The sequence below is a fragment of the Vibrio gallaecicus genome (assembly GCF_024347495.1).
Classification (GTDB): Bacteria; Pseudomonadota; Gammaproteobacteria; order Enterobacterales; family Vibrionaceae; genus Vibrio; species Vibrio gallaecicus.
This window is the reverse complement of record NZ_AP025490.1, coordinates 2967576-2980923: the sequence shown is the minus strand read 5'-3', so window position 1 is coordinate 2980923 and position 13348 is coordinate 2967576. Positions and strand designations below refer to the sequence as shown.

Here is a 13348-nt window from a genome sequence, read left to right as displayed (position 1 = left end):
CTCGTTGCTGATAGGAGAGGGGCGAATTCGCCCCTAATCGAAATATTATGATGAAAAAAACATTACTTACATTACTTATCCCATGTGCGTATGCCTCTGCCGCAACGGCAGCTTATGAACAAGCTCATGATCCACATGTTGTTGGTGGTATTCCATCGGTAACGTGTGAAATGACAATTGTAGAGCCGCCAGTACCACCTGGTGAAATACATAACCCAAATGGTTACTACGATAGCGCGTTAGACAAATCAGGCGATGAACTGAAAGCTGCCCTGAATAGTATTATCTCTACTGGTATTACTAAGTTACCGTATTCATCTAGCAGCTTTGATGTGTGGGATGCATTAGATAAAACGGATGAAGATCCGAATAACAGTAACAACGTTATTCTAATGTATACCGGTCGCTCGCAAGAGAAAGGGCAGAAGACAGGTCAAGGCAGTTTAGGTCAGGATAACTGGAACCGTGAACATACTTACCCGAAATCAAATGGTGGATTCAACGATAAGAGTGCTTACGGCTATACAGATATTCATCACCTTCGTCCTACAGATGAGTCTGTGAACAGCAAACGTGGGAATTTAGAGTTTGATAACGGCGGAAGTGAGTTGACTGAAGCGCCTGGAAACTACAGTGATGGCGACTCATTTGAGCCTCGTGATCAAGTGAAAGGCGACGTTGCTCGTATGATCTTCTACATGGCAACACGTTATGAAGGTAATGACTCTAAGACACCAGATCTAGAATTAGTACCAACAGTGGTAGATAACGGTACTGCTCTAGGGAATGTGTGTACGTTACTGGCTTGGAATACCCAAGATGCAGTAGATGAATTTGAATTTAATAGAAACACTAAAATTCAAGAGATTCAAGGTAACCGAAACCCATTCGTTGATAACCCACAATGGGTGGACTCAATCTTTGCTAAAGATTGTAAGTAGCGAATAGATCATCGCTATGCTTGTTACTAGGTGATGGGTTTTAAATAAGAAGCCAATAACTAAAGAACCAATAACAGAGAAAGGTGCCTTGTGCGCCTTTCTTTTTATTGGTGACTCCTTGGCTAATGCAAGTATCAGAGAGTTCTAGCCTTCAAAGAATAGGGAATTATTCATAGTTGGATATTTTACCTTTGAACAGAAATACTTGCCTTTCTAGCCTCTTACTGCACAATACACACCCTATTGTCCTCCCTTCAATACGGTCAACGATTTACTCATGCTATTAATCATCGATAACTACGACTCTTTTACTTATAACCTGTACCAATACTTTTGTGAGTTAGGTGCAACGGTGAAAGTGGTACGTAATGATGAGATTGATATTGCTGGCATTGAAGCACTCGCTCCATCCCATTTGGTGATCTCTCCTGGTCCTTGTACTCCCAATGATGCAGGTATCTCATTAGCTGCTATAGAGCATTTCGCCGGTAAATTGCCTTTAATGGGAGTTTGTTTAGGTCATCAAGCGATTGCCCAAGTTTTTGGTGGTGAAGTCGTACGAGCTAGGCAAGTTATGCATGGAAAAACGTCTCCAATTAGACACAATGGACGAAGTGTTTTTCAAAGCTTAAATAATCCATTAACGGTAACTCGCTATCACTCACTAGTCGTTAAAAATGGCACATTACCTGATTGTTTCGAACTAACGGCTTGGACTGAATTTGAGGATGGCAGCATGGATGAAATCATGGGTTATCAGCATAAGACGTTACCGATCGATGCGGTTCAATTCCACCCAGAGTCAATTAAAACAGAACAGGGACACCAGTTACTGGCTAACTTCCTCGCTCGTTAAGTGTTTTATTTCTTGTTTACGCATAGCCCCTAACGGACACCGATCACTTTTTATAACATTTGTTATCTCTATATTTCGTAATCCCGCCTTTGCAAACTTATTCGCCGTATTTAGTGCGGACAGTGCTATATCACCGTCTTTGCTATGTATTGTTACGGCTGAACACCTCCCTCGATAAAAAAAGCTTCATAAAACAAACTACTTGATGCATAAATAGTCAGAGGCAGTGACGTTTATTCAGTTGTTTTCCGATGTGAAAGAATAAATCACTATTGAAATGGTTAATTAAATGTAAATACAATGCTGCAGCGGGATAAAAGCGGAACAAAATAATTTTGTCTCACTTATGAATCATTACGCTTATTTGCGAAGCATGCGGTATCGATAAAGGAATGTGCGATGACAGTGGAAAATAAAGTAGAACGTAGTCTGTTTAACGAGGTGATGGTGCCTTGTTATAACCCAATGGAAATGATTCCAGTTAAAGGCGAAGGCGCACGAGTCTGGGACCAAGAAGGTCGAGAGTATATCGACTTTGCTGGTGGTATCGCAGTAAGTTGTTTAGGTCACTGTCACCCAGCAATGGTGAATGCCGTGACTGAGCAAGCAAATAAGATTTGGCATCTAAGTAATGTTATGACCAATGAGCCAGCATTACGCCTTGCTAAGAAGCTAACAGACGTTTGCTTTGCTGATAAAGTTTTCTTTGCAAACTCTGGCGCGGAAGCGAATGAAGCGGCACTTAAATTAGCTCGCCGTTGGGCTGTTGACGTGCATGGACCTGAAAAGTCAGAAATCATTGCATTTAAACAAGGTTTCCATGGTCGTACATTCTTTACTGTAACTGTTGGTGGTCAAGAAGCTTACTCTGACGGCTTTGGTCCTAAGCCAGGCGATGTTACTCATCTACCTTATAATGATATAGCCGCTTTAGAAGCACACATCTCTGAGCGCACTTGTGCTGTGATGATGGAACCATTGCAAGGTGAGGGCGGTATTATTTCGCCAACATCTGAATTCATGAATGCTGTCCGTGAACTGTGTGATAAACACAATGCGCTTCTTATTTTTGATGAAGTACAAACAGGTAATGGTCGTACTGGTGATTTCTACGCTTACCAAGGTTTAGGTGTAACGCCAGATATTCTTAGTACAGCAAAATCTCTTGGTGGCGGCTTCCCTATTGGTGCAATGCTGACTACTGACGCTTTAGCTCCTCACCTTAAAGTGGGTACTCATGGTTCAACTTACGGTGGTAACCCGTTGGCTTGTGCAGTAGCAGAAGCGGTAGTTGATGTGGTGAGCCAACCTGAAACTTTAGCGGGTGTTAAAGAGCGTGAAGCGCTATTCCGTGAAGGTTTGACTAGAATAAATGATAAGTACCAAATTTTTAGTGAAGTACGTGGTAAAGGTTTACTGCTAGGTGCTGCACTTAATGAGAAATGGCAGGGTCGAGCTCGTGATGTATTAGTTGCTGCGGGTAAAGAAGGCTTGATGGTATTGGTTGCGGGAGCGAATGTAGTCCGTTTCACACCGTCACTTGTCATCACTAAACAAGAAATTGAAGAAGGCTTAGCAAAACTAGACAAAGCAATCGCGACGTTAGTTTAGCCTCAAAGCTCGCGTCATAAGAATATTCGCCATAGAGCGATTCTATGATGACTTGCTAAAGGCCCAGACTGTCTAGTTTTGGGCCTGTTTTGCATCTGGAGGGAATATTGATGCTAGTTGTTCGCCCTATTAAATTATCTGATTATGACGCGCTGCATGCTTGCGCCGTTGAATCAGGACATGGATTCACATCTCTTCCTGTAAATGAAGAGCTCCTAACTAACCGCATTACGCATTCTGAATACAGCTTTTCCAAAGCGGATGTCACCGAACCTGGTGATGAAGGCTACCTAATGGTTGGCGTTGATAGCGAAACAGGAGAAGTGGCCGGTACCACAGGTATCGAAGCTTCTATCGGTTGGGACGTCCCATTTTACTCTTACCATATCAGCAAGGTTGTTCACTCATCACAAAAGTTGGGCGTGAACAATGTTGTTAAGCTTCTGACTTTTGGTAATAACTACACAGGCTGCAGTGAAATTTGTACTTTGTTTTTACGTCCATCTTTCCGTGGGGGATTGAATGGTCGTTTGATGTCAAAGTGCCGTTTCTTGATCATGTCTGAGCACCCAGAGCGTTTCTCCGAAACGATTTTTGCTGAGATGCGTGGCGTATCTGACGCTGATGGTAATTCACCTTTCTGGCAGTGGCTGCAAGAGCATTTCTTCTCTATTGATTTCACGCTGGCAGATTATTTAACCGGTATCGGAAAAAAAGGCTTTATTGCTGATCTTATGCCTAAGTTACCGATATACGTGAATTTACTGAGCCAAGAAGCTCAAGCGGTAATCGGACAGGTTCACGATAATACTCGCCCAGCATTAAAGCTGTTAGAGCGAGAAGGTTTTACGAACCGAGGTTATGTCGACATTTTTGACGCTGGTCCAACTGTTGAATGTGATTTACGAAATATTGAATCTGTTCGCCATTCGATCAGAGCACAGGTGAAGATCTCGGAGCATTCAAGCTCTCAAGATTACCTAATTGGTAATACCTCGTTTGAAAATTTCCGAGCGGTTGCAGCGAAAGGTGCATACGATCAAGCGAGTGATAAGGTGATCCTATCACCAGAAGTTGCTAAAGCTTTAGAAGTTAAAGAAGGCGACTTTGTTCGCATGCTCGTTCAGTAAGTCTGTTTCGGCTTCTTTGTGGAGTCGTGAAATGACTGAAGCGATAAATGACCAAAGCTAGAAATGCTCAAGGTTAGAAATGACCAAAGAAAGTGCATTAAGTACTTTTTGAAAAATTGTAAGTAAGGACAGTAGTATGACTCAGTGGATTGCAGGGCAATGGGTAGCCGGACAAGGCGAAGCGATGACATCAGTCAGCCCATTTAATAATGAGGTTGTTTGGCAAGGCGACAGTGCAACTCCAGCTCAAGTGGAATCAGCAGTTAGCGCGGCGCGTAACGCATTTGTAGGTTGGAAGAAATTAAGTTTTGCTGAGCGTGAAGCTATTGTTTTGGCTTTCGCTGAAAAAGTGAAAGAAAACAGTGAAGAAATTGCACAGATTATTGCAAAAGAAACGGGCAAACCAATTTGGGAGACTCGTACTGAAGCAGGTGCAATGGCAGGTAAGATTGCCATTTCAATTCGTGCATATCATGAACGTACAGGTGAAGCTTCTCGTGAAGCTGCTGGCAACCAAATTGTACTTCGTCACCGCCCATTGGGTGTAATGGCTGTCTTCGGTCCTTATAACTTCCCTGGTCACTTGCCTAACGGTCATATTGTTCCAGCATTGCTATCGGGTAATACCGTGGTATTCAAACCTTCAGAGCAGACGCCTTGGACGGGTGAGTTTGCTATGAAGTTATGGCAAGAGGCGGGCTTACCTGCAGGTGTCATTAACCTTGTGCAAGGCGCTAAAGAAACAGGTATCGCATTAGCTGACTCAAAAGGCTTAGATGGGGTGCTATTTACGGGTAGTGCAAATACCGGTCATATCCTACATCGTCAATTTGCAGGTCAGCCGGGTAAAATGCTGGCGCTTGAAATGGGCGGCAACAACCCTATGGTTATCTCTGACCAATATGGAGATGTCGACGCGACGGTTTATACCATTATTCAATCTGCGTTTATTAGTGCGGGTCAACGCTGTACTTGTGCTCGTCGCTTATATGTACCAGTGGGAGAGAAGGGCGACTTACTCATTAATAAATTGGTAGCCGCGACTCAGAAGATTCGTGTCGATCAACCTTTTGCAGAACCAGCACCTTTCATGGGACCACAAATTTCAGAAGCGGCTGCGAAGTTTATTCTTGATGCTCAAGCAAACCTTCAGTCTCTTGGAGGCGTTAGCCTAGTAGAAGCTAAAGGGCTTGAAGCTGCATTTGTGACTCCTGGTATTATCGATGCAACAAACATTGCTGAGTTGCCTGATGAGGAATATTTTGGACCACTTCTACAAGTTGTGCGTTACCAATCATTGGAAGAGGCCGTAAACCTAGCTAACGATACTCGTTTTGGCTTATCTGCAGGTCTTGTTTCAACGGATGACTCTGAATGGGAATATTTCGTGGATCATATCCGTGCAGGTATTGTAAACCGTAACCGACAACTGACAGGGGCAAGTGGTGATGCACCATTTGGTGGACCTGGTGCGTCGGGTAACTTACGACCAAGTGCTTACTACGCTGCGGATTACTGTGCTTATCCAATGGCTTCAATGGAAGGTGGAGAGACATTGCTGCCCGCGACATTTAGCCCAGGTATTGAACTTTAAATAAATCACTGAATATAAAGCTTAAATACTAGCCTTATCTCGATGTAAGGCTAGTCATAATAATAAAAACTCTGGTGATTGCTTATTCATGGAAAGCTTCTGCCAGTGACAATGATTGCAAAATGGCTGCGGCATAAGCGGTAGCTTATCTTCTTAATCCAATATCTCTAGCTTGCTAGTACCCTCGACAAGGAGTCACCATGACGCCCGATCTATTATTCAGCTCATTATGGAACGATTATATTCAACGTTTATGCCCTTCAGCAGCTCAAGTTCAGCAGCTGTTGAAAGAAGACGAAGCGTTGATCAACGACCATATTGCACTGCGAACTTTCAACGTAGCCCCGCTTGGCATTGATACTCTAGCCAAACCATTTATAGATCTAGGCTATCAAGCTTGTGGTGATTATCTTTTCGAAAGTAAAAAATTAGTCGCGAAGCATTTTGAACACCCAGATCCAAATCAACCAAAAGTGTTCATTAGTGAACTTAAAGTTGAAGAGTGTTCAGCGGAGTTACAAACAATCGTTGCTAAGCTTGTGAAGCAATTGGACACCAATAAGCTAAAAGGTCATGAGTTCCTATTTGGTGGGCGACTATGGGATTTAAGCTTTGTGGATTTCCAAGTGTTGGCAAAAGAAAGTGAGTACGCTTCTTGGCTTGCGGCACATGGTTATGGGGCAAACCATTTCACAGTAAGTGTGAATCAACTGAATAAGTTTGATGAAGTTCAGTCTGTGAATGACTACTTGAGAGATGAAGGTTTTACTATCAATAGTGCTGGTGGAGAAGTAAAAGGATCACCTGAAGTGCTTCTTGAACAATCTTCAACGATGGCGGATAAAGTCGCGGTTACTTTCACCGAAGGTGTCGAAATGATCCCGGGTGGCTTTTACGAATTTGCTAAGCGCTACGTGATGGCAAATGGGGAAATCTATACTGGTTTTGTTGCGGCTTCTGCCGATAAGATTTTTGAAAGTACAGATAGCTAATCTAACTTGTGTTCTCTAGAGGCTTTCATTACTAAGCCCTAGAACCTAGAACCTAGAACCTAGAACCTAGAACCTAGAACCTAGAACCTAGAACCTAGAACCTAGAACCTAGAACCTAGAACCTAGAACCTAGAACCTAGAGCCTAGAAAAGAAAAAGCCACCAACTTTGCAGCTGGTGGCTTTAATATTTGTCTCGGCTTTTAATTGCTAGCTAGAGCGATTAAAAATTAGCGAGTACCGTAAACAACGATAGTCTTACCGTGAGCTGAAATTAAGTTCTGCTCTTCTAGCATCTTCAAGATACGACCAACAGTCTCACGTGAACAGCCAACAATCTGACCGATCTCTTGACGAGTGATCTTGATTTGCATGCCGTCTGGGTGAGTCATTGCATCTGGCTGTTTAGCTAGGTTTAGTAGCGTTTGAGCGATACGACCAGTCACGTCAAGGAAAGCTAAGTCACCTACTTTTTGGCTAGTCACTTGTAGACGATTAGCCATTTGAGATGATAGACGCATTAAGATGTCTGGGTTCACTTGGATAAGTTGACGGAATTTCTTAAATGAAATTTCAGCCACTTCACAAGGAGATTTAGCACGAACCCAAGCAGTACGCTCTTGGTCTTCTTCAAATAGACCAAGCTCACCAATAAAGTCACCTTGGTTTAGGTAAGAAAGAATCATCTCCTTACCTTCTTCATCTTTGATTAGAACCGCAACAGAACCTTTTACGATGTAGTACAAGGTTTCCGCTTTTTCACCAGCGTGAATTAGCGTGCTTTTAGAAGGGTACTTATGAATATGACAATGTGACAGAAACCATTCTAATGTTGGATCGGTTTGAGGTTTACCTAGAACCATAATATCTCACTTCCTCTGCAGGGTATGCTTGCTGCTTTCCGTATTAATTAGCTAAGCCTAAATTAGGCTTTAGGGTAAGAGCACTTTTTCAGTGCTGCAAGCTATCTTTTGTTTCGGACTAAAATAGTATCCTTTTTCAGTCACTATTTCTTGATTTTAATCGTGACCAAGCTGCGATTTTTTACGCAAAATTGTGCACATGATCACGGTATGAAAAGTAACCTGATAAAATGACGTTCTGTTAACCTATTTTTCCAGTTTCAATCAGCTGTTGAAGGATAGGTCTAACAATGAGCTCCATAGCAAAGCTCATCTTCCCGCCTGGCACGACTAGCGTATTATGTCGCGACATAAATGAGCCATCAATCATTGCTAAAAGGTATGGGAAATCGACATTTTTAATGCCACGCAATCGAATGACTACGAAGCTTTCATCTAAACTAGGGATTCCTTTTGCGTTCAGAGGGTTTGATGTATCGACTGTCGGAACACGTTGGAAGTTGATATGAGTACGTGAAAATTGTGGTGTAATGTAATTCAAATAGTCGTCCATTGAACGAACAATGGAGTCCATTACCGCTTCACGAGAATGCCCTCGGTCGCGAGTATCTCGGACGAACTTTTGAATCCACTCTAAGTTTACGATGGGTACCATGCCAATCAATAAATCGACATGTTGTGAGGCATTAATGTCGCCATCCACAACACCACCGTGTAGTCCTTCATAGAACATCACATCCGAGTTTTCAGGAATATCCTGCCAAGGCGTGAAAGTGCCTGGCATTTGATTATATGGAACGGCTTCATCAAAAGTATGAAGGTAGCGGCGTACTTGCCCTGTACCTTCATTACCATATTTACGGAAAAACTCAGCCAGTGCTCCAAAGTCGTTGGCTTGTGGGCCAAAGTAACTGATGTGCTTTCCTTGTTCGCGTGCTTTACGGATCTCTACATCCATTTCTGGGCGAGTGAAGCGGTGAAAGCTATCGCCTTCTACCCATGCTGCCTTTACGTCCATCATATTGAACATTTTTCTAAAGGCTTCGGAAGTTGTAGTTGTACCGGCTCCTGATGAACCCGTTACTGCGATAATTGGATGTTTAGCGGACATGACAACCCTTGTCTTTGTAGTAACTTACTTGTTAGCAATCGCTTTCACTATAACATGGCTCACTGGCTAGCGCAGCATAGCTCCCTGCCATACGGTTACTCTACTTATTGTTGTTCTTTGATTCCATTCATTGCTTAAACTCAACTTCACATTGTATGACGTAGCTGAATATCAACAGTTTCGTGCAACTCAGAAAAGACGATATTGGCATCGCCTGTCTTCAGTTGGTTTTTTACTTGGTCAATTTTATTTTGTAGAGAAATTTCAACATCCCCGTAATCAGTACCTTCACGAAGCACAAACTCCTTAACGAGGTTTTCTAATGTTTCAGGTGCAATGTCTTGCCATGGAATGATCATAAATACATCTCTATTTTACGGTCAGCTTTTGGTTAGAACCTTATTGGTTCATGGAAATGACGAAAGAAAATAAGGCAACCATTATGCCGAATCTTGAATACTTTCATAGTAGGCAGGCAGTGCTTCTTCTAGCCAGAAGCGAGGTTTTAAGGTGTTCCCAGTGATAAATCCAACATGGCCACCATGCTGGAATAGGCGATAATCGATATTTTCTGGAAGTACAAATTTAGGGATCACGGCATCTGTCATGAATGGGTCATCTTTAGCATGAATGATCTGAGTTGGCAGTTTGATTTTTTGTAATTTTGAAAGAGCTGAACATTTTACATAGTAATCTTGAGCGTTTTTGAAACCATGCAGTGGCGCGGTAATCCTTTCATCAAATTCGTATAAGTGACGAATGTTCTTGATGGATTCAGCGCTGATCCCCAGTTCATCAAGCAGGATCTGCCCTTTTTTCAATGCATTATCTTTTAGTGAATTTAATAAGTACTTTTTATAGATTTTAGAGAAGCCTTGCTCAATTCGGCTTGAACAACTGGCAAGATCAAAAGGGGCTGAAACTATAGTTGCTGCTGATAGTAAAGGATCGTCAGCGTAATCGGCTAGATAATTAGCAAGCATGTTACCACCTAAAGAAATACCTACGGCTACTTTAGGGTTGTCTGGAAATTGTTTGTTTAAAAACTCAAGAAAGAAGCGCGCATCTTCTACTTCGCCTGAATGATAGGCTCTGGCTAATCGGTTCGGTTTTCCGCTGCATCCTCGAAAGTGCATCATGACGGATAACCACCCGTCTTTTGCGAAAGCATTCATTAAGCCGTTAGCATAAGGGCTTTCGAAACTGCCTTCTAGCCCGTGAAATAACACGAAGATAGGTTTTTTCTTTAGCTGTTCACCTGTTGGCTCTTCACTCCAAGCAAGATCGAGAAAATCACCATCTGGTGTATCTAAGGTTTGCCAAGTGGGTTTAAACAGAGTCTGTTTACGAATAAACCGTGGCACCAGAGTCTGTAGGTGAGGGTTTGATAAGCCCGCAGCTGCGGTAAATATGGTCATAGAAAAACTCAGTCCATCCGTTAATGAGTAATTATCTTTTGTATTTCATTCTTTGAGCTTGGTCTATCAGGGCGTTGAGTGCAAGTGTTGGGTTTATCTGAATGGAAGCAATGCTGGCTTATTGAACGAGTAAAGAACAACTCAACTTTCTGGATATAGTAAGCCGTAATAAGTAAATGCAATTAGGGACTTAATATTAAAATAGACAAGATAAACGGTTTTGATTATAGAAAATTTTCTGAGATTAAAAGCTATTGATTAGCGATGTTCGGAGCTGGTTCTGCAAAAGCCGAGTATAGGGATTCTCCACCCAGTAGACGGCAGTAGCGTAAAACCAGAGGCTCGTGATAGTTGGTATCGAGGGGGAGGGTATTAATGCAATCTACTAGATCCGACTGCTGTTGTTTCTCAAGCTGGAGTTCAAACTGAAGGGCTTCTCTGTATAAAGAATCAGATACATGATGCTTTAGGTGCTTTCTGAGCTCGCGATAACTGTGCAGTAAAGCCTCTGAGCGACTTAAACATTGCTGGACTTTGTGCCAGTCCTCTTCGTGAAAGCTAACTTGCTGCTCATCTAGCCATTTAAGTAGCAGCAGCAAATTAACGTTACCATGGAAATTATTTTGGAGAGATAAGCACGCATCTTTTACTTCACGCACACTGTAATACTGAAGGCTGAACTGCCAGAGTCGTTCAAGTGTTAGTGATATCGTTACGTGCTCTAGGCTCATAGGCTATCTATATCCTGTTCCATTTGCTCTAGTTCTTCTTGAGCTGCCATCCAGTCCATTTCAACTTCTTCTAATTGAGATTTGCTGGTTGCTTGCTGTGCCAATACTTTATTAAGTCTAGCTTTATTTTCAGCTTCATAAAGAGAAGTATCTGACAATTCTTGCTCGGCTTCTTCTAAAGAAAGTGTCAGCGAGTCCATTTTCTTTTCAAATTGAGTCAGCTTTTTACGAATTGGTGCAGTCAGTTTTCTGAATTCTGCCTCACGACGCTTTTGATCTTTTTTAGCGGCAGCACTATTGGTGCTTTCTTTTGCAGGAGCAAGTGCTTGCGCTTCTTTACGCTCGACTTTTTGTTGCTCTGATAACCATTTGTAATAGTCAGTTAGGTCACCATCAAAAGGAGCAACTTGCTTGTCATGTACTAAATATAGATCATCAGTTGTCGCGCGGAGTAAGTACCTATCGTGGCTGACAATAACCATTGCGCCTTCAAATGTTTGTAAGGCAAAAGTCAGAGCCTGACGCATATCCAAATCAAGGTGGTTGGTTGGTTCATCAAGTAGAAGTAAGTTCGGCTTTTGCCAAACGACTAATGCCAACACGAGGCGTGCTTTTTCGCCACCAGAGAAAGGTGCGACCTTATCCATGGCTTTTTCACCTTGGAAGCCAAAACTACCCAAGTAATCACGCAACTGCTGTTCTGTGTGCTTTGGCGCAATTTGCATCATGTGCTGCAATGGTGTTTCTTCAGGGTGCAGAGTTTCCAATTGGTGCTGAGCAAAGTATCCGATCTTAACGCCTTGTGAATAACTTAACTCACCACCTTGCTGCTTTAGTTCACCCGAGAGCAGTTTAATCAGTGTCGACTTACCTGCGCCATTACGACCAAGTAAACCAATGCGGCTGCCTGGTACTAAGTTTAAACGAATTTTTTCTAGGATGAGGTGGTCACCATAGCCAGCTGATACCTCGTCCATCATCATGATCGGATTGGGTAAGGCGTCGGGTTCTTTGAATTGGAAGCTAAATGGATTATCAAATTGAGCCGGTAGCACTTGTTCCATTTTTTCTAATGCTTTAATACGGCTTTGAGCTTGGCGAGCTTTTGATGCTTTGTAACGAAAACGGTCAATGTAGCTTTGCATATGCGACATTTGTTTCTGCTGCTTTTGGTACATAGCTTGTTGAAGGATTAGCTTCTGAGCACGCTGTGTTTCAAAAGACGAGTAGTTACCCGTGTATTCATTCAGGAGTTGGTTTTCAACATGAATAATACGGTTCACAATCGGATCTAAGAAGTCTCTATCGTGAGAAATCAGTACAAGTGTACCAGGGTAGTTTTGCAACCAGCGCTCTAACCACATCACAGCATCTAAGTCTAAGTGGTTGGTTGGTTCATCGAGTAACAGTAAATCACTTCGGCATAGCAGTGCTTGCGCTAGGTTTAAACGCATTCGCCAACCACCAGAAAACTGTGGCAAGTTCCATGACATTTGCTCTTGGCTAAAACCTAAACCATCTAACAGTTCGGCCGCGCGTGATTTAATGGTGTAGCCGCCAATCGTTTCTATTTTACCGTGAATCTCAGCCACTAAAGTGCCGTTATCATCTTGTTCAGCTTTAGCCAGTTGCTCTTCTAATCCTCGATATTCTCTATCTCCATCAATCACGTACTCAATGGCCGTTCGCTCTAATGCAGGCGTCTCTTGAGCAACCCACGCTAATTCCCAGTGAGCGGGTTGGCTAAAGGTACCGGCATCAATAGAAAGCTCATCTTTAATAAGTGCAAATAATGTAGATTTACCACAGCCATTTTTTCCGACTAAACCGACTTTATCGCCAGGTTGGATTGTTGCTGAAGCTTGTTCAAGTAATGGTTTACCGCCGCGAAGCAGTTGAATATCAGAAAAAGTAATCATAGAAGTAGCAATTGAAATTAGAGGTGGGCAGACGACAGGCATAGTAGGCGTAAACCAGATAAAAGTCGATCACAATGCAATTTGGGTTATGATGCAGATAACATATTGATAACCTTTACTTGAATACGTACGGTTTTATTTTTGATAAACCAACGTTGTTTCAACGCTTTGCTTTGTAAGGAAT

At 42.5% G+C, this 13348-nt stretch carries 12 protein-coding genes; 6 read left to right on the top strand and 6 right to left on the bottom strand.

The features are described 5' to 3' along the window. The first annotated feature begins 50 nt into the window (after nt 1-50). From OCU78_RS13095 to OCU78_RS13070, 6 genes are all read left to right on the top strand, one after another. Complete coding sequence (locus tag OCU78_RS13095; RefSeq protein WP_137375223.1) at nt 51-941, top strand: endonuclease I family protein; 891 nt, start codon at nt 51-53, stop codon at nt 939-941. A 277-nt stretch (nt 942-1218) separates the two neighbouring features. Beyond that, entirely contained in the window at nt 1219-1797 is a 579-nt protein-coding gene (locus tag OCU78_RS13090; protein WP_137375104.1) for an aminodeoxychorismate/anthranilate synthase component II, read from the top strand. Nucleotides 1798-2196: 399 nt separating this feature from the next. After that, the gene (locus OCU78_RS13085) at nt 2197-3408 is read left to right on the top strand and encodes an aspartate aminotransferase family protein (protein WP_137375105.1); all 1212 of its coding nucleotides are present in this window, start codon (nt 2197-2199) and stop codon (nt 3406-3408) included. Between the two features lie 110 nt (nt 3409-3518). Further along, nucleotides 3519-4538, top strand: a complete 1020-nt coding sequence (gene astA, locus OCU78_RS13080; RefSeq protein WP_137375106.1) for an arginine N-succinyltransferase — start codon at nt 3519-3521, stop codon at nt 4536-4538. Nucleotides 4539-4674: 136 nt separating this feature from the next. Beyond that, nucleotides 4675-6132: a succinylglutamate-semialdehyde dehydrogenase gene (gene astD, locus OCU78_RS13075; protein ID WP_137375107.1), complete on the top strand. Its 1458-nt coding sequence runs from the start codon at nt 4675-4677 to the stop codon at nt 6130-6132. Between the two features lie 200 nt (nt 6133-6332). Further along, on the top strand, nt 6333-7124 hold the full coding sequence (locus OCU78_RS13070; protein ID WP_137375108.1) for a DUF1338 domain-containing protein: 792 nt from the start codon (nt 6333-6335) through the stop codon (nt 7122-7124). A gap of 228 nt (nt 7125-7352) precedes the next feature. Here OCU78_RS13070 and crp read toward each other — a convergent pair whose 3' ends face one another. The 6 genes from crp to OCU78_RS13040 all read right to left on the bottom strand — a co-directional run bounded on the left by crp (nt 7353) and on the right by OCU78_RS13040 (nt 13164). Next, on the bottom strand, nt 7353-7985 hold the full coding sequence (crp, locus tag OCU78_RS13065) for a cAMP-activated global transcriptional regulator CRP (protein ID WP_017036097.1): 633 nt from the start codon (nt 7983-7985) through the stop codon (nt 7353-7355). Nucleotides 7986-8226: 241 nt separating this feature from the next. Further along, nucleotides 8227-9096: a phosphoribulokinase gene (locus OCU78_RS13060; RefSeq protein ID WP_137375109.1), complete on the bottom strand. Its 870-nt coding sequence runs from the start codon at nt 9094-9096 to the stop codon at nt 8227-8229. 146 nt (nt 9097-9242) lie between these two features. Then, nucleotides 9243-9455 (bottom strand): YheU family protein, encoded by a 213-nt coding sequence (locus OCU78_RS13055; protein ID WP_137375110.1) that lies wholly within the window; start codon nt 9453-9455, stop codon nt 9243-9245. Nucleotides 9456-9536: 81 nt separating this feature from the next. Next, nucleotides 9537-10514: a hydrolase gene (locus OCU78_RS13050; protein ID WP_137375111.1), complete on the bottom strand. Its 978-nt coding sequence runs from the start codon at nt 10512-10514 to the stop codon at nt 9537-9539. Between the two features lie 251 nt (nt 10515-10765). Continuing rightward, nucleotides 10766-11245, bottom strand: a complete 480-nt coding sequence (locus OCU78_RS13045; protein WP_137375112.1) for a TIGR02444 family protein — start codon at nt 11243-11245, stop codon at nt 10766-10768. Next, nucleotides 11242-13164 carry an ABC transporter ATP-binding protein gene (locus tag OCU78_RS13040; RefSeq protein WP_137375113.1) on the bottom strand — a complete coding sequence of 641 codons (1923 nt, stop codon included), beginning with the start codon at nt 13162-13164 and terminating at the stop codon, nt 11242-11244. Before OCU78_RS13040 ends, OCU78_RS13045 begins: the two co-directional genes overlap by 4 nt. Between the last annotated feature and the right edge of the window lie 184 nt (nt 13165-13348).